This window comes from Streptomyces sp. NPDC096012 (assembly GCF_040426375.1).
Taxonomy (GTDB): Bacteria; Actinomycetota; Actinomycetes; order Streptomycetales; family Streptomycetaceae; genus Streptomyces.
Map to the genome: position 1 here is coordinate 150,458 of NZ_JBEOTD010000006.1, position 17,526 is coordinate 167,983.

12 protein-coding genes and 1 pseudogene are annotated in these 17,526 nt (G+C 71.6%); 8 read left to right on the forward strand and 5 right to left on the reverse strand.

Annotation, left to right across the window (positions count from 1 at the left end):
* Positions 1–57: 57 nt before the first annotated feature.
* Both ABVB68_RS09225 and ABVB68_RS09230 read right to left on the reverse strand, forming a co-directional pair.
* Positions 58–488: pseudogene (locus ABVB68_RS09225) on the reverse strand (NAD(P)/FAD-dependent oxidoreductase); the annotation flags it as partial.
* 99 nt (positions 489–587) lie between these two features.
* A complete protein-coding gene (locus tag ABVB68_RS09230; protein WP_353600486.1) occupies positions 588–1,832 on the reverse strand; it encodes a carboxylate--amine ligase in 1,245 nt (414 codons plus the stop codon).
* Between the two features lie 305 nt (positions 1,833–2,137).
* On the opposite strand from ABVB68_RS09230, the gene fahA reads away from it, so the two are divergent.
* The 8 genes from fahA to ABVB68_RS09270 all read left to right on the forward strand — a co-directional run bounded on the left by fahA (position 2,138) and on the right by ABVB68_RS09270 (position 11,855).
* The gene (gene fahA, locus ABVB68_RS09235; protein WP_353600391.1) at positions 2,138–3,355 is read left to right on the forward strand and encodes a fumarylacetoacetase; all 1,218 of its coding nucleotides are present in this window, start codon (positions 2,138–2,140) and stop codon (positions 3,353–3,355) included.
* Positions 3,356–3,856: 501 nt separating this feature from the next.
* Entirely contained in the window at positions 3,857–4,795 is a 939-nt protein-coding gene (locus tag ABVB68_RS09240) for a M56 family metallopeptidase (protein WP_353600392.1), read from the forward strand.
* Positions 4,796–4,937: 142 nt separating this feature from the next.
* Positions 4,938–5,726, forward strand: coding sequence for a GntR family transcriptional regulator (locus tag ABVB68_RS09245; protein ID WP_353600393.1), 789 nt, complete (start codon positions 4,938–4,940; stop codon positions 5,724–5,726).
* 65 nt (positions 5,727–5,791) lie between these two features.
* Positions 5,792–6,019 carry a 4Fe-4S dicluster domain-containing protein gene (locus ABVB68_RS09250; protein ID WP_053852588.1) on the forward strand — a complete coding sequence of 76 codons (228 nt, stop codon included), beginning with the start codon at positions 5,792–5,794 and terminating at the stop codon, positions 6,017–6,019.
* A gap of 35 nt (positions 6,020–6,054) precedes the next feature.
* Positions 6,055–7,398: an ABC transporter substrate-binding protein gene (locus ABVB68_RS09255; RefSeq protein WP_353600394.1), complete on the forward strand. Its 1,344-nt coding sequence runs from the start codon at positions 6,055–6,057 to the stop codon at positions 7,396–7,398.
* On the forward strand, positions 7,395–8,306 hold the full coding sequence (locus ABVB68_RS09260; RefSeq protein ID WP_353600395.1) for an ABC transporter permease: 912 nt from the start codon (positions 7,395–7,397) through the stop codon (positions 8,304–8,306). The genes ABVB68_RS09255 and ABVB68_RS09260 overlap by 4 nt, the downstream gene beginning before the upstream one ends.
* The gene (locus tag ABVB68_RS09265) at positions 8,290–9,078 is read left to right on the forward strand and encodes an ABC transporter ATP-binding protein (RefSeq protein WP_353600396.1); all 789 of its coding nucleotides are present in this window, start codon (positions 8,290–8,292) and stop codon (positions 9,076–9,078) included. Before ABVB68_RS09260 ends, ABVB68_RS09265 begins: the two co-directional genes overlap by 17 nt.
* An 11-nt stretch (positions 9,079–9,089) precedes the next feature.
* On the forward strand, positions 9,090–11,855 hold the full coding sequence (locus ABVB68_RS09270; RefSeq protein WP_353600397.1) for a fumarate reductase/succinate dehydrogenase flavoprotein subunit: 2,766 nt from the start codon (positions 9,090–9,092) through the stop codon (positions 11,853–11,855).
* Positions 11,856–11,897: 42 nt separating this feature from the next.
* Here ABVB68_RS09270 and recQ read toward each other — a convergent pair whose 3' ends face one another.
* The 3 genes from recQ to ABVB68_RS09285 form a co-directional block, all read right to left on the reverse strand.
* The gene (gene recQ / locus ABVB68_RS09275; protein ID WP_503006051.1) at positions 11,898–13,928 is read right to left on the reverse strand and encodes a DNA helicase RecQ; all 2,031 of its coding nucleotides are present in this window, start codon (positions 13,926–13,928) and stop codon (positions 11,898–11,900) included.
* 375 nt (positions 13,929–14,303) lie between these two features.
* The gene (nuoN, locus tag ABVB68_RS09280) at positions 14,304–15,953 is read right to left on the reverse strand and encodes an NADH-quinone oxidoreductase subunit NuoN (RefSeq protein ID WP_353600399.1); all 1,650 of its coding nucleotides are present in this window, start codon (positions 15,951–15,953) and stop codon (positions 14,304–14,306) included.
* A complete protein-coding gene (locus ABVB68_RS09285) occupies positions 15,950–17,521 on the reverse strand; it encodes an NADH-quinone oxidoreductase subunit M (RefSeq protein ID WP_353600400.1) in 1,572 nt (523 codons plus the stop codon). The genes nuoN and ABVB68_RS09285 overlap by 4 nt, the downstream gene beginning before the upstream one ends.
* Positions 17,522–17,526: the final 5 nt, after the last annotated feature.

Here is a 17,526-nt window from a genome sequence, read left to right on the forward strand (position 1 = left end):
TCGCCGGGTTGTGGCCCGGTGGCCGCCGGGTGGCGGCAGGGGGCTTCCTCCGGGCCCGCCGGTGAGGGGGGCGGCGACGGTCGGCAAGGGTGCGGTGAACATCTCACCCGAGTCGAGCTCCGGCTCGAAGCCATCGCTTCTGTCCCGGTCGACGGAGACGACGCGCACCTGCTCCAGGCCGGGGACCGGCTTGTGCTGGAACCACTCGCCGTAGGCGATGAAGGTCTCCACCGGGATGATGTCCTCGTCCGCCACCAGGCGGCGGATGCCGGCCGCGTCGCAGTAGTCGGCGAGGGTGTGGCGGGGCTGCGGGCAGTCGAGGTTCCAGGCGGCGGGGGTCGACTTCAGGAGCATGCCCTCGGGCATGTGGTCGCGCCAGCTGACCATGGGGTCGCCGAAGACGCGGACGGCGATACCGAGCGCCCGCAGTGAGCGGCGGTGGACAGGCCGAAGGGCCCCGCCCCGATGACTGCAACCGGTCGGATCACGAAGTCCCTCCTCTGAGACACGATGCGCCACCTTCGCGGCCTCGCCTACTTCCTTCGTGGCTGTGCCGCCGGCCGTGGCGTCGGTCCGCCACGGCGGGCCTACTTCGTGGCTGTGCCGCTGCCGCGGCGGTTGGTCCGCCACAGCTGATAGAGGTGCTTCGCGCCGGGGCGCGCGAAGCGGGCGACCATCGTGAGGAACGGCAGCGGGTCGTCACCCGCGAGCCAGGCCAGCTCCGTCCCGCTCGCCTTCGCCGGCGCGTGCGGCGTCGTATAGCCGCCGCGGCGGTAGGCGAGGAGGGCGGGGAGGTCGATGTTCTCCACGATGTAGCGGTGGCCGGCGCGCTGTTCCCCCTCCGGAACGGGGCGGCCGGTCAGGTGCAGGTGCATCGCACGGACGACGTCCACTCCCGACTCGTTCTCGAAGAGCCGGAACTGGGCGCCCATGCGCGGGTTGAAGTCGAGGAGCTTGTACTGTCCGTCGCGCCGGTCGAAGCGCAGGTCGAGGTCGATGATGCCGCTGAAGCCGATCTGCTTGATGAAACGAGCGGCGAGGTCGGCGAGTTCCGGATTGTCGACGACGTACGCGTTCGCCGTCATGCCCGCGTGCGGCGGCCAGGAACGGACCTTGACGCCGGTGAACAGCGCGACGGGGTTGGAGTTCCGGTCGAAGCAGGCGTGCACGATCCAGTCCTCGGCCTCCTCGCGCGGCAGGTACTCCTGGAGGATCACGCCGGGTTCGTCGCCCCAGTCCCGAGCGAGCGCGAGCAGGCCCGCGCGCGTGGCGATCCTCGTGGTGCCGTTCACGGCGGGCCGGCTGCGCCGGACGAACGCCTCCCGGTTCTTGGCCACCACCGGGAACCGGGCGGTGCCCGCGAAGGAGACGATGTCGTCGTACGACCGCGGGAACGCCGCCGCGGGGCTGGCGATGCCGTGCTCGACACACAGTTCGTGCAGTCCCTGCTTGCTGGCGAGCCGGCGCGGCAGCGCGGGATCGACGCGCGGGAAGAGGAAGGTCCCGGCCAGCTCTTCCTGGTGCTCGGCGATCAGTACGGCGGCCTCCTCGTCCGTCGGGATCAGCACGGTCGGGCGACCGATCCGGTGGCCGATGCGCAACATGCCGTCGACCAGCCGGGCCGGGTCCTCCGCGCCGGTGGTCGGCCACACGAACGCCTTCTTCAGATAACGCGAGGAGGCCGCCGGCGTGTACGGATCCTCGGTGACGGCGTACATGGGCACGCCCAGGCGCCCCAGACTACGGATCGCGCCGACACCGCCGTGGTGCAGCGGGTAGTCACCGAACTTGACGATCAGGCCCGGCACGTCGCGGTCGGCCTCGAACGGCACACCGACGGTGTTTCCGGCCACGGGTCCCCCCACGTGTCCCCCCAATGGCACGGACCCACCCCGTCCGTGACCCCCAAAGGACGCTAAGCCGGAATTGCCGCCTCCGACAAGGCCTATCAGGACATTGCGAGCTCTTTAGGCATTCATCGGACAACCATTCGGTCGTGCGCCGGCGACCATGCGCTCCCACGCAGGGGGGACACCCGAGCACACTGCCCAAGACACGCATCCCGGCCGTAACGTGTGGCCCGACCACATGGAACGCAGCGCCATGCAAGACCCGGATGAGAGCGAGGCAGCACCCCATGCCCCCCTTCGACGTCCCCGAGGGCGACCCCTTCGGCCCGCACAACCTTCCCTATGGCGTGTTCTCGCCCTCGGGCAGCACGGAGCGGAGGGTCGGCGTCCGGTTCGGGGACCACGTCCTCGACGCGGGCGCCGCGGCCGCCGCACTCGGCTCGCCGTACACGTCCCTGCTCGCACAGCCCACCCTCAACCCCCTGCTGGCGGCCGGGCGCACGGCCTGGTCGCAGGTGCGGCGCGCACTGCGGGAGTGGCTGACGGCACCCTCGCACCGGCCGGCCGTCGAACCGCTCCTGCACCCCCTGGCGTCGGTGACCCTCCACCTGCCGTTCGAGGTCGCGGACTACGTCGACTTCTACTCCTCGGAGAACCACGCCCGGAACGTCGGCCAGATCTTCCGCCCGGACGCCGAGGACCCCCTCACCCCCAACTGGAAGCATCTCCCGATCGGTTACCACGGCCGCTCCGGCACCGTCGTCGTCTCGGGCACCGACGTCGTACGGCCCTCCGGGCAGCGCAAGAGCCCCACCGACCCCGCCCCCGTCTTCGGCCCGTCGGTCCGGCTGGACATCGAGGCCGAGGTCGGCTTCGTCGTCGGCGTGCCCTCGGACCTCGGCAGCCCGGTCGCGCTCGGCGCCTTCCGGGAGCACGTCTTCGGGCTGTGCCTGCTGAACGACTGGTCCGCGCGGGACATCCAGGCCTGGGAGTACGTCCCCCTCGGCCCCTTCCTCGGCAAGTCCTTCGCCACCTCGGTGTCGGCGTGGATCACCCCGCTGGAGGCGCTGGAGCACGCGCGCGTGGCGCCGCCGCAGCGCACCCACCCGCTGCTGCCCTACCTCGACGACTCGGCCCCCGGGATCGAGCCCGGCGGCTACGACCTGCGCATCTCCGTCGCGATCAACGGGCACGTCGTCTCGGAACCGCCCTTTTCGACCATGTACTGGACCGCCGCTCAGCAACTGGCCCACATGACGGTGAACGGCGCCTCGCTGCGCACCGGCGACCTGTACGGCTCGGGCACGGTGAGCGGCCCCGAGGAACGGCAGCGGGGCTCCCTGCTGGAGCTGACCTGGAACGGCCGCGAGCCGCTGGAACTCCCGGACGGCAAGCGCGCGTTCCTGGAGGACGGCGACGTGGTGACGTTCTCGGCGTGGGCGCCGGGGGCGGACGGGGCGAGGGTCGGACTGGGGGAGGTCAGCGGGCGCGTGGCGTCGGGGTGAGCGGCAGTTCGTAGCGAGGAGCTGAGACGAGTCCCGCCCCGCGGCCGTCTTGTGCTCACCCCTGGACACGGGTGGTGAGCACAAGGCGCTCTTTTCTGCGCACCCATGTCGGGGAAGCCCCGTCGGTGAGCGACGCCGCCGTACGGACCGACGGAGGCGGCCCCGTCCCACCGCGGGAACAGATCCGCGCCCGGCTCACGGCCCTGAGCGGCATCTGAGGACCGACCGGGGCGAGCGGTTCCCGAGGTAGGGCCGCCGGCTGCCAGTGACGGCGGCGGCCGCTGGGCGAGCCCGAGCCGAAGGAAGGCGGCCGGTTTCGCCGCCGGAAGCTGACTCACACCGTCCAGCGCCGTCATACTGACGGAGACCGCACCACGCGACGCGCCCTCGACGTGTCGCCCTGGGTGACGTGCCGCCGGCGCGCAACCCCAGCACCACCCGGCACCACCCGGCACCACCCGGCACCCGCGCAACTCTCCGACCAGGAACCGGAGCCCCGGCATGACCGTCTGCCTGCTCCTGCTGAGCGCCGTCGCTCTGACGGCCGCCGTACCGGCACCGCGCGCGCTGACCCGGGCCGTCTGGCCCGAGCGGGACCCCGTGCTCGCGCTGTGGGTGTGGCAGTGCCTCGTCGCCACCGTCCTGCTGTGCTGCCTGACCGCACTGGTCCTCGGCGCGGCGGCCGTCTTCCACACCGTGCGCGACCGGGTGTTCGCCCCCGCACCGCCCGCCGTGACCGCCGCCTACGACCTCTCGGCCGCACCGGTGTGGGCCGCCGTCCTCACCGTCCTGCTGGCCTGCGGAGCCGCCTGGACGACGGCGATGCTGGGCCGCGAACTCGCCGAGGCCCGCCGCAGCCGGGACCAGGCCAGGGCGCATCTGCGCGAACGCGCCCCCGACCTGCCGGCCGGGCTGCCGGCCGCCCGCGGCCCGATGCTGGTCCTGGAGGACGAGTACCCCGACGCCTGGTGGATGCCGGGGCATCCACCGCAGCTGGTCGTCACCACCGGGGCGCTGCAGCGACTCACCGACCACCAGCTGGACGCCGTCCTCACGCATGAGCGCGGCCACGCCCGGGCCCACCACGACTGGCTGCTGCACCTGTCCACCGCGCTCGCCACGGGCTTCCCGCGGGTGCCGCTCTTCGCCCACTTCTGCGACCAGACGCACCGCCTGGTCGAGCTGGCCGCCGACGACACGGCGTCCCGTCGCTGCGGGCACCTCACCACGGCCCTCGCGCTGATCGAACTGAACCAGCACCGCGGTGTCCTCTCCTGCGCCTCCAGCCGTCGCCTCCTCGGCGAACGCGTGGACCGGCTGCTGGAACCACCACCGCGACTGCCCCGCCGGCGCCGGGCCCTGACCACGACGGCGGCCACGCTGGTGCCCCTGCTGCCCCTGCTGATCACGTTCGCGCCGGGACTGACCGCACTGTCCTGATCTCAGGGAACGCCGGCAGGGTGGCACATCTGGCTGCGCCTGAGGGTGAACGCGCAGGTCAACGTGCCTTCCGGACGCCCCGTCACCTGGCGCAACAAACCAGCAACACCCCTTTCCATACCTTCTCGGTATGGTTCCAGCCATGCCACCCACCGACCGCCCCCGCGACCACGCCGGTCAGGGCGCAGCGACCACCGTCGCCGCCCACCGGACACGTCGCCGGCTGCGTGCGGACCGGGCCCGGCAACTCGCCGACCTGCTGCGCCACCAGCTCCTCACCGGCGCCTTCGAGGACGGCCCCCTCCCCCACGAATCCAGCCTCGCCACCGATTACCGCGCCTCCCGCAACACCGTCCGCCAGGCCCTGGACCTGCTCCGGGCCGAGGGACTGGTGGACCGGCTGCCCGGCGTCGGCACCGTCGTCGTCGCCCGGAAATACCCGCACGGGCTCGACCGCCTGATGGGCCTCGCGGAAACCCTTCACGAACACGGCCGCGTCACCAACGAGGTCCGCACCATGGGCCCCGCACCCGCACCCGCCCCGGTCGCCGAGCGCCTAGACGTCCCGGCCGGCGCCGACGTCCTCTACATCGAACGCCTGCGCCGCCTGAACGGCCTGCCGCTGTCCCTCGACCTGACCTACATCCCGCTCGACATCGGCACCTCGCTGCTCGGTGCCGACCTGGAGAACACCGATGTCTTCCGCCTCCTGGAAGCCATCACCGGACAGCCCCTGGGCCACGCCGAGATCACCCTGGAGGCGGTGAACGCGGACACCCACTCCGCGGCCGTGCTCCAGGCGCCGCGCGGTGCCGCCGTGCTGATGCTGGAACGCCTCACGCACCTCGCCGACGGCCGCCCCGTGGACCTGGAGTTCATCCGCTTCCGTGGCGACCGCATCACCATGAGCGGCCTGCTCCACCGGTCGTAACCGCCTCTCGTTCACCCCACCCCGCCTGTACGCATCCTTTGCCTGCACGCTTCCAGGAGACAGCCATGCCCTTGGTGCCCCAGCGGGCCGACGTGCCCGTGACCATCGACGAGTCGAAGTGCATCGACGGCTGCACCCTCTGCGTCGACATGTGCCCACTGGACTCCCTGGCCATCGACACCAGCAGCGGCAAGGCGTACATGCACGTCGACGAGTGCTGGTACTGCGGCCCGTGCGCGGCCCGCTGCCCCACCGGAGCCGTCACGGTCAACATGCCCTACCTGCTCCGCTGACCTTCCGTACCGCTCCGGTGAGAGGCCGAACCAGCATGAAACGCACGGCAGTTTCCCTGTCCGCCGCCGCGCTCCTCCTACCGCTGTCCGCCTGCGGCGGCAGTGCCGAGGCGGGCAGCGGCTCCACGGTCACCGTGACCGTGGGCTACCAGTCCAAGACCATCAACACCGTCACCGCCGGCACGCTCCTGCGGTCGCTCGGCTACTTCGAGAAACAGCTCAACGCCCTGCACGACGGCCACACCTACAAGGTCGACTGGCAGGACTACGCCACCGGCGCCCCGATCACCGCCCAGATGACCGCCGGAAAGATCGACATCGGCTCGATGGGCGACTTCCCGCTGCTGCTCAACGCGGCCCGCGGCAAGCAGCTCGGCCGCCCCACCCACCTGATCTCCGTCACCGGATACAACCTGCGCGGCGGCCTCAACACCGTCGTCACCGCACCGGACTCCAGGCTCACCACCCTGAAGGACCTCAAGGGCAAGAAGGTCTCCACGAGCATCGGCTCCGCCGCTGACGGCACTCTCGTACGGGCCCTGCAGCGTGCCGGCATCGACCCGGACAAGGGGATCTCCAAGCTCAACCAGCAGCCGGCCGTGGGTGCTTCGGCGCTCTCCGCCGGCAGCGTGGACGCACTGTCCCAGTTCGTCGCCTGGCCCGGTCTGCTCGCCTACCAGGGCAAGGCCAAGGCGCTGTACGACGGCGCCCAGCTGAACCTGCCCACCTTCCACGGCGTCACCGCCCGCGAGGACTTCGCCAAGCGGCACCCGGCCGTCCTCGACGCCTTCCTCAAGGCCCAGAACCAGGCCACGGACTATCTGCGTGGCCATCCCGTCACCGCGGCGGAGAAGGTCGCCGAGGCCACCGGCCTGCCCGCCGAGGTCGTCTACCTCTACAACGGAGCCCACGGCATCGCCACCTTCGACCCGGCCCTCAAACCGCAGCTCGTCACCGCGCTCGAGCAGGACGTATCCGTACTGAAGGCCGCCAAGCTGACCGGCGACGTGGACGTGGACGCCTTCGTCGACGACCGGTACGTCAAGAAGGCCCTCGGTGCCTCCTACGCCGAGCGGCTCGCGTCCTCGCCCGCACCTGCCGCGAGCGAGGTGTGGGCCAAGGGCAGCGACAGGACGACCACCTTCAAGGCACCGAAGGAGCTGCTGACGTACGTGGCCCGGCACCGCGACGCCGTTCACGCCGCCTACGTGCCCGACGCCACCACCGGCACCCTCTGGTTCGCCGACAAGGCGGTCTGGGTGGCCGACGGCGACCGGCTGCTGCCCTTCGTCACCCCGGCGACGGCGCAGGCCTACGTCGCCGCTCACGACGGAGCCCGTACCGTCTCCTACCGCGTGGCGCTGGAACGGGCGTCATGACCCGGCGGCCTCTGGCCCGGTATGCGCTGCGAGCGGTGTCGCTGGCCACCGCCCTCGGCCTGTGGCAGCTGCTGACCAGCATGGACGTCGACCTGTGGCTGCGCTTCTCGCAGTTTCCGACGGTCACGGACGTCGCCCGTGCCTTCTCCGACCGGCTTTCCGGCGCCGACTACTGGACCGACCTCACCGACAGCCTGAGCCGCATCCTCGGCGGCTTCGCGCTGGCGGCCGTCCTGGGGGTGGCGACGGGCGTGCTCGTGGCCCGCTCGCGTCTCGCCGAGGACCTGCTCGGCCCGGTCCTGGAAGTCGTCCGGCCGATCCCGGCGATCGCCCTCGTCCCGGTCGCGATCCTGCTCTTCCCCTCCAACGAACAGGGCATCGTCTTCATCACCTGCACCGCCGCCTTCTTCCCCGTGCTGGTCTCCACCCGGCATGCGGTCCGGGCCCTGACCCCGGTGTGGGAGGAGGCGGTGCGCACCATGGGCGGCGGCCGGCTGCGCATCCTCGGCTCGGTCGTGCTGCCGGGTGCGCTGCCCGGCATCTTCGGCGGTCTGTCGGTCGGTATCGGTGTGTCGTGGATCTGCGTGATCTCCGCCGAGATGATCTCCGGCCAGTACGGGGTCGGCTACCGCACCTGGCAGGACTACACGGTGGTGAACTACCCGGGCGTCTTCGTCGGCATGGTCACCATCGGCGTCCTCGGCTGGGTGACCTCCACGGCCGTGGAACTCCTCGGCCGGCGGCTGACCCGCTGGCTGCCCCGCACCTCGTACGTCGGCGGCCGCGCCCGTACGCCCCGCACGCTCCCCGTCCCGGTTCGCGCCGAGGGCGAGGCCGAGCACGAGTCCCAGCCCGACCAGCAGGGCGAGAACGACACCGAGGAGGCCCGCGATGAGCACCTCGTCTGAGACCGTCCCCCCTCCGGCCACGGCGGCACCGGGACCTGTACGCGGCACCCGGCTCAGGTTCCGCGGCGCCGTCCTGGGCCGTCCGGACGCCCCGGTCCTCGTCGACGTCGACCTGGAGGTGGCCCCCGGAGAGATCCTCACCGTCGTCGGCCCCTCCGGGTGCGGCAAGTCGACACTGCTGCGCACGCTCGCCGGCCTGCTCGCCCCGCTATCCGGCACGGCGGACGTGGACGGCAGCCCGCTGACCGGTCCGTCGGCCGATCGCGCGCTGGTCTTCCAGGAGGATGCCCTGCTGCCCTGGCGGACTCTGCGCGGAAACGTCGAACTGCCGCTCGCCATCAGGGGCGTCCCGCGCGCCGAGCGCCGTTCCCGGGCCGGGGTCTGGCTCGAGCGGGTCGGGGTGAGCGCGCAGGCCGGGCAGTTGCCGCACCGCGTGTCCGGCGGACAGCGCCAGCGTGCCCAGTTGGCGCGTGCCCTGGCCGACAGCCCGCGTGCGGTCCTGATGGACGAGCCCTTCGGCGCGCTCGACGCCCAGACCCGCTCCGGCATGCAGGACCTGCTCGTCGAGGTGCTGCGCGGTACGGGCGCGACCGTCGTCTTCGTCACGCACGACGTGGACGAGGCCCTCTTCCTCGGCGACCGCGTGGCCCTGCTCGGCTCCGGCCGGGTGGCCGCCGTCCGGGACGTGCCGCACCCCCGTGACCGTGCGGCCTTCGACGCTCCGGCCCGCGTGGCCCTGCGCCGCGACATCCTCACCTCACTCGGCTCCTGAAAGGCACCCCGGTGACCATCCCCGCGCCCGCTGTCCCGGAGATCCCCGCCGTCACCGACGCCGAGGAGCTGACCTGCGACGTCCTCGTCATCGGTGGCGGTACCGCCGGCACCATGGCCGCCCTGACCGCCGCCGAGCGCGGCGCGAACGTCCTGCTGCTGGAGAAGGCCCACGTCCGCCACTCCGGTGCGCTCGCCATGGGCATGGACGGGGTGAACAACGCGGTCGTCCCCGGCCGCGCCGAGCCCGACGACTACGTCGCCGAGATCACCCGCGCCAATGACGGCATCGTCGACCAGTCCACCGTCCGCCAGACCGCCACCCGCGGGTTCGCGATGGTCCAGCGGCTGGAGTCGTACGGGGTCAAGTTCGAGAAGGACGAGCACGGCGAGTACGCGGTCCGCCAGGTCCATCGCTCCGGCTCGTACGTACTGCCGATGCCAGAGGGCAAGGACGTCAAAAAGGTCCTGTACCGGCAGTTGCGGCGGCGCGAGATGCGGGAGCGGATCAGGATCGAGAACCGGGTGATGCCGGTCCGGGTGCTCACCGCCGAGGGCCGCGCGGTGGGTGCGGTCGGTTTCAACACCCGCACCGGCGCCTTCGTCACCGTCCGCGCGGGTGCGGTGATCCTCGCGACGGGTGCCTGCGGCCGGCTCGGGCTGCCCGCCTCCGGATACCTCTACGGCACCTACGAGAACCCGACCAACGCCGGTGACGGTTACGCCATGGCCTACCACGCGGGCGCGGAGCTGACGGGTATCGAGTGCTTCCAGATCAATCCGCTGATCAAGGACTACAACGGCCCGGCCTGCGCCTACGTCGCCAACCCCTTCGGCGGCTACCAGGTCAACCGGCACGGCGAGCGTTTCGTCGACTCCGACTACTGGTCGGGGCAGATGATGGCCGAGTTCGCCGCCGAGGTGGCCAGCGACCGGGGTCCGGTCTACCTGAAGCTCAGTCACCTTCCCGAGGAGTCGGTCTCCGCCCTGGAGTCGATCCTGCACTCCACCGAGCGGCCGACCCGCGGCACCTTCCACTCCGGGCGCGGCCACGACTACCGCACTCACGACGTCGAGATGCACATCTCCGAGATCGGTCTGTGCGGCGGGCACTCCGCCTCCGGTGTCCGTGTCGACGACCACGCCCGCACGACCGTCCCGCGCCTGTACGCGGCGGGCGACCTCGCCTGTGTCCCCCACAACTACATGATCGGCGCCTTCGTCTTCGGCGATCTCGCGGGCGCCGACGCCGCGCAGTACACGGCCTACGCCGGTGAGCTTCCCGCGGACCAGGTGCGCGAGGCCCACGAGTTGGTCTACCGCCCGCTGCGCAACCCGGACGGCCCGCCACAGCCCCAGGTCGAGTACAAGCTGCGCCGCTTCGTGAACGACTACGTGGCCCCGCCCAAGTCCGGCGCACGACTGTCGCTGGCCCTGGAGGCCTTCGAGCGGATGCGTGCCGACATCGCCGCGATGGGTGCCGGAACCCCGCACGAACTGATGCGCTGCGCCGAGGTCTCCTTCATCCGCGACTGCGCGGAGATGGCCGCTCGCGCCTCCCTGGCCCGTACCGAGTCCCGCTGGGGTCTCTACCACGACCGTCTCGACCATCCCGGGCGTGACGACGTCTCCTGGTTCCACCATCTCGATCTGCACAAGTCCCCCTCTGGTGCGATGGAGTTCACGGCCCGTCCCGTGGCTCCCTATCTGGTGCCGGTGGATGAGTTCTCGCCTGTCGGCGGTTCCTCCCGGCGGTTGGGCGAGGTCCGTCCCGAGCACGTGGCCACGGCGGGGCCGCGCGAGGTGGCGCCGGCCTCCGCCGGGCCGGCCGCCGCCCGCCCCACCGGACCCGGCGACCGGTCCGGTGCCCGGGACGGCGCCTCGCCGCGGCTCCTGGAACTGCTGGAGCTGGCCGAGGCGGAACCCGGCCTCGCCGAGCTGGAGCCCTACCTGGACGACTCCGACCCCGCCGTTCGCCGTACGACCGTCTCGGTGCTCACCGAGACCGTGCCGCCCGGCACCGGGCAGGCCCTCGCCGGTGCCCTCGCCGACCCGGACGCCGGGGTCCGCGCGGCCGCCGCGGCCTCACTGCGCGAACTCGTCGAGACCCTGGCGTCCGACCCGGCCCTGGGCGTCGCCCTCACCGATGCGCTCGGCCAGGCCGACCCGGTGGTCCGTGCCGCCGTCCTGGATGTGCTGCGCGCCCTGCGGCTCGGCGGGGCGGGGGTGTTCGCGGCCGCTCTGGACGACCCCGACATCGCCGTCCGTACCGAGGCCGTGCGGGCGCTCGTCTCGGTCGACGCGGTCGGGCCGCTGGCGGGCGCTGCGGACGATCCCTCCCGGGAGGTCCGGGTCGGTGTGGCCAAGGCGCTTGCCGCGGTCGGTTCGGCGTCCCTGGGCACGTCCGACCGGGAGCTGCTCGCCGGCACCCTGGAGCGGCTCACCCGGGACGCCGATCCGCTGGTGCGCGGCGCCGCGCTCGGTGCGCTGGGCACCACCGGCTGCCCGGCACCGCTCGCCGCCCGTGCCGTGGCCGACCTGTCCGACCCTGCCTGGCAGGTGCGGGCGGGTGCCGCCACGGCGCTGTCGGCCGCCCCCGCCGGCACCGCGGTCCCCGCGCTCGCCAAGGCCCTCGCCGACCCGAACGCCGACGTCCGCAAGGCAGCGGTCCTGGCACTGACCCGGCACCGGGCCATCGAGGAGGCCCGGTCAGCCCTCGCCACGGCCACGGCGGACTCGGACGCCGACGTCCGGGCCTACGCGGCCCGGGGGCTGTAACCCGGCGCCGGTCCTGCCCGAGCCGCGGCGCGCCCCGGCGGGCTATATCCAGTCGTCCGGCTCGGGCTCGTCCGCCGGCTCGGGCCAGTACTCCTGCGGCTGCCCGGCGCCCACCGGACCCCCCGCACCGGCCCGGGCCGCGGCACCGGCCTGGTCCGAGGCACCGGCGTGGCCCGGCCGGTTCAGCGAGGCCAGCACCTCGAGCACGCCTTCCCCGTAGGTGACCAGCTTCTTCTCGCCGACACCGCCCACCGTGCCCAGCTCGCGCACCGAACCGGGCCACAGGGAGACGATCTCCCGCAATGTGGCGTCGTGGAAGATGACGTACGCGGGAACGCCCTGCTCCCGGGCCTGCTCGCCGCGCCAGGCGCGCAGGGCCTCGAAGGCGGGGAGCAGTTCCTCGGGCAGCTCGGCCGCGGCGGCCTTGGCCTTGCGGTCGCCTCCGGAGGTCGAGCGCGACCGGGAGCCGGCCGGTTTCTTCGGCTCCTTGCGCAGCGGCACCTCGCGCTCCTGCCGCAGCACCGAACCGCTTGCCTCGGTGAGGACCAGCGTGCCGTACTCGCCCTCGACCGCGAGCAGTCCCTGGGCGAGCAGCTGACGGACGACGCCCCGCCACTCGCCCTCGGTGAGGTCGTCGCCGATGCCGAAGACGGACAGCTGATCGTGGTCGAACTGGATCACCTTGGCGGTGCGCTTGCCGAGCAGGATGTCGACGATCTGCATCGCGCCGAACTTCTGCCCGCGCTCCCGCTGCAGCCGCACCACCGTCGACAGCACCTTCTGTGCGGCGATCGTGCCGTCCCAGGTCTCCGGCGGGGTGAGGCATGTGTCGCAGTTGCCGCAGGCCGCCGCGTCGGGATCCTGGCCGAAGTAGGCGAGCAGCTGGCCTCGGCGGCACTGGGCCGTCTCGCACAGGGCGAGCATGGCGTCGAGGTGGGCGGCCGCGCGGCGGCGGAACGCCTCGTCTCCCTCGCCGGACTGGATCAGCTTGCGCTGCTGTATGACGTCGTTCAGGCCGTAGGCCATCCAGGCCGTGGAGGGCAGGCCGTCACGGCCGGCGCGGCCGGTCTCCTGGTAGTAGCCCTCGATGGACTTGGGCAGGTCCAGGTGGGCGACGAAGCGTACGTCGGGCTTGTCGATGCCCATGCCGAAGGCGATGGTCGCCACCACGACCAGGCCGTCCTCGCGCAGGAACCGGGACTGGTGCGCGGCGCGGGTGCTCCCGTCCAGACCCGCGTGGTACGGCACCGCCGCGATGCCGTTGGCGGTCAGGAACTCGGCCGTCCGCTCCACCGAGTTGCGGGAGAGGCAGTAGACGATGCCGGCGTCGCCCGGGTGCTCCTCCCGGAGGAAGGCGAGCAGTTGCTTCCTGGGGTCGGCCTTCGGCACGATCCGGTACTGGATGTTCGGCCGGTCGAAGCTGGCGACGAAGTGCCGGGCCGCCGGCAGGTTGAGCCGCTGGGTGATCTCCTGGTGGGTGGCCTGTGTGGCGGTGGCGGTGAGGGCGATCCGCGGGACGTCCGGCCAGCGCTCACCGAGGAGGGACAGGGTGAGGTAGTCGGGGCGGAAGTCGTGGCCCCACTGGGACACGCAGTGCGCCTCGTCGATGGCGAAGACGGAGATCTTGCCGCGGGAGAGCAGGTCGAGCGTGGTGTCCAGGCGCAGCCGCTCCGGGGCCAGGTACAGCAGGTCCAGCTCCCCGGCCAGGAACTCGGCCTCGACCACGCGCCGCTCGTCGAAGTCCTGCGTGGAGTTCATGAAGCCGGCCCGCACACCGAGAGCGCGCAGGGCGTCCACCTGGTCCTGCATCAGCGCGATCAGCGGGGAGACGACCACCCCGGTCCCGGGCCGGACGAGGGCCGGGATCTGGTAGCACAGCGACTTGCCGCCGCCGGTGGGCATGAGCACGAGGGCGTCGCCGCCCGCCACCACGTGCTCGATGATCTCCTGCTGCTCGCCCCGGAAGGCCTCGTATCCGAAGACACGGTGGAGTGTGGCCAGCGCCTCGCTGTCGGCCGCGCCCGGCCCCTCGGTCATCCTTGGCATCTCGCTGCTTCCACCCGTCACGCCCATCGCCCTGTCCCCCGTCTGTCCCCTCGGTCCCCCGTGTGTCGCTTCTCGACCTGCCTCCACGATAGGGGGCGGAACCGACAGCGCCGGAGTTATCCACAGGCTGCCTGCGGCAGACCGCGTGAATAGCACCCGCCGCGGCAGCTCCGGCCGCCGCCGGTGCCGGCGCCGGATCAATCGCGGCGATCACCGGAGAGGGTCCACCATGACCGCCGGAGAGGTCCGCGGCGACCGCCGGAGCATGTCGCGGCGATCACCCGAGGCGTTGTCATGATCTTCTCCGGGCGGCCCATCGGCGTCGGTTCTCCGCCTCCATGCCGCTGCCCGGCATCCCTGTCGGCGCAGGGGTGCCGGGCAGCGGCTCGTACGACGGGGAGGTCAGCGCACGAACACTCCCGCCTGGTTCGCCAGGCTCAGGAAGTACTGCGGCGCCACACCGAGGACGAGCGTCGCCGCCACGCCCACGCCGATCGCCGCCGTGGTCAGCGGCGAGGGGACGGCCACGGTCGGGCCCTCGGGCCTCGGCTCGCTGAAGAACATGAGCACGATCACACGGATGTAGAAGAACGCGGCGATCGCCGAGGAGATCACACCGACGACGACCAGGGGGGCCGCGCCGCCGTCCGCCGCCGCCTTGAACACGGCGAACTTGCCCGCGAAGCCGGAGGTCAGCGGGATACCGGCGAAGGCCAGCAGGAACACCGCGAACACCGCCGCCACCAGCGGGGACCGCCGCCCAAGCCCCGCCCACTTGGACAGGTGGGTGGCCTCGCCGCCCGCGTCGCGCACCAGGGTGACCACGGCGAACGCGCCGATGGTCACGAACGAGTAGCCCGCCAGGTAGAAGAGCACGGACGAGACGCCGTCCTTCGAGGTGGCGATGACACCCGCGAGGATGAATCCGGCGTGTGCGATGGAGGAGTACGCCAGCAGCCGCTTGATGTCGGTCTGGGTGATGGCGACGATCGCACCGCCCAGCATGGTGATGATCGCCACCGCCCACATGACCGGCCGCCAGTCCCAGCGCATGCCGGGCAGGACGACGTAGAGCAGGCGCAGCAGCGCGCCGAACGCCGCCACCTTCGTCGCCGCCGCCATGAAGCCCGTCACCGGGGTGGGCGCGCCCTGGTAGACGTCCGGTGTCCACATGTGGAACGGCACCGCGCCCACCTTGAACAGCAGACCCATCACGATCATCGCGCCGCCGATCAGCAGCAGCGCGTCGTTGCCCATGGTGTCGGCGAGCGCCGGGTCGACGTTGGTGACGGTGCCGTCGACGACCTGTGCGATGCGCGCGTACGACACCGAGCCCGCGTAGCCGTACAGCAGGGCGATGCCGAACAGGGTGAACGCCGAGGCGAACGCCCCGAGCAGGAAGTACTTGACCGCGGCCTCCTGCGACATCAGCCGCTTGCGGCGGGCCAGGGCGCACAGCAGGTACAGCGGCAGGGAGAAGACCTCCAGGGCCACGAACAGTGTCAGCAGGTCGTTGGCCGCGGGGAACACCAGCATGCCCGCGATGGCGAAGAGCAGCAGGGGGAAGACCTCGGTGGTGGTGAACCCGGCCTTGACGGCGGCTTTCTCGCTGTCGCTGCCCGGCACCGAGGCCGCCTGGGCGGCGAAGGAGTCGACCCGGTTGCCGTGTGCCTCCGGGTCGAGGCGGCGCTCGGCGAAGGTGAAGAGACTGACCAGGCCGGCCAGCAGGATCGTGCCCTGGAGGAACAGGGCCGGTCCGTCCACGGCGATCGCCCCCATGGCGGCGATGTGCGCCTTGGTGGTGCCGTATCCGTCGGCCGCCAGCGCGACGACCGTGGCGAACGCGGCGCACAGTGCCACGGCGGAGACGAACACCTGGGCGTAGTAGCGGGACTTGCGCGGGACGAAGGCTTCGATCAGCACTCCGACCAGCGCCGCACCGAGCACGATCAGGGTCGGTGACAATTGTCCGTATTCGATCTTCGGCGCGTCGATCTTCGAGATCGGGTCGGCCGCGGTTGTCCACAGGCTGTGGACGGCTGTTGCGCTCACTTGGCCGCCTCCACCTCGGGCTTGGGGTCCTTCTTGTGTACGTCGGACATGGTCTGCTTGACCGCCGGGTTGACGATGTCCGTGACGGGCTTCGGGTAGACGCCCAGGAAGATCAGCAGCACGATCAGCGGGGCGACGACCAGCAGTTCACGCGCGCGCAGGTCGGGCATCGCCGAGACCTCGGGTTTCACCGGGCCCGTCATCGTCCGCTGGTACAGCACGAGGGTGTACAGCGCGGCGAGGACGATGCCGAAGGTGGCGATGATGCCGATCAGGGGGTAGCGCGCGAACGTGCCGACGAGGACCAGGAACTCGCTCACGAACGGGGCGAGTCCGGGCAGCGAGAGGGTCGCGAGGCCGCCGATCAGGAAGGTGCCGGCGAGCACCGGGGCGACCTTCTGCACGCCTCCGTAGTCGGCGATGAGCCGCGAGCCGCGCCGGGAGACCAGGAAGCCGGCGACCAGCATCAACGCGGCCGTGGAGATGCCGTGGTTGACCATGTAGAGCGTGGCACCGGACTGGCCCTGGCTGGTCATCGCGAAGATGCCCATGACGATGAACCCGAAGTGCGAGATCGACGCGTAGGCCACCAGGCGTTTGATGTCCCGCTGGCCGACGGCGAGCAGTGCGCCGTAGACGATGCTGATCAGCGCCAGTACGAGGATGACGGGCGTCGCCCACTTGCTGGCGTCCGGGAACAGCTGGAGGCAGTAGCGGAGCATCGCGAAGGTGCCGACCTTGTCGACGACCGCGGTGATGAGGACGGCGACCGGGGCGGTGGACTCCTGCATGGCGTTGGGCAGCCAGGTGTGCAGCGGCCACAGGGGTGCCTTCACGGCGAAGGCGAAGAAGAAGCCGAGGAAGAGCCAGCGTTCGGTGTCGGTCGCCATGTGCAGCGAGCCGTTCGCCCGCGCCTGCGCGATCTCCTGGAGGCTGAAGTTCCCGGCGACCACGTAGAGGCCGATGACCGCGGCCAGCATGATCAGTCCGCCGACCAGGTTGTAGAGCAGGAACTTCACCGCCGCGTACGACCGCTGCGTGGCGGCCGTCTCCTCACCGTGCTCGTGGGCGCGGTCCCCGAAGCCCCCGATGAGGAAGTACATCGGGATGAGCATGGCTTCGAAGAAGATGTAGAAGAGGAAGACGTCGGTGGCCTCGAACGAGATGATCACCATCGCCTCGACGGCGAGCATCAGCGCGAAGAAGCCCTGGGTGGGACGCCAGCGGCGGCTGCCGGTCTCCAGCGGGTCGGCGTCGTGCCAGCCCGCGAGGACGATGAACGGGACGAGCAGGGCCGTGAGCGCGACCAGCGCCACGGCGATGCCGTCCACGCCCAGTTCGTACCTCACCCCGAAGTCCTTGATCCAGGCGTGGGATTCGGTGAGCTGGTAGCGGGCGCCGTCCGGGTCGAAGCGGACCAGGACGACGATCGCGAGGGCGAGTGTGGCGAGCGAGACGAGCAGCGCCAGCCACTTGGCGGCGGTGCGTCGCGAGGCCGGCACGGCGGCCGTGGCGACGGCCCCGAGGGCCGGGAGCGCCGCCGTCGCTGTCAGCAGAGGAAAGGACATCGGTA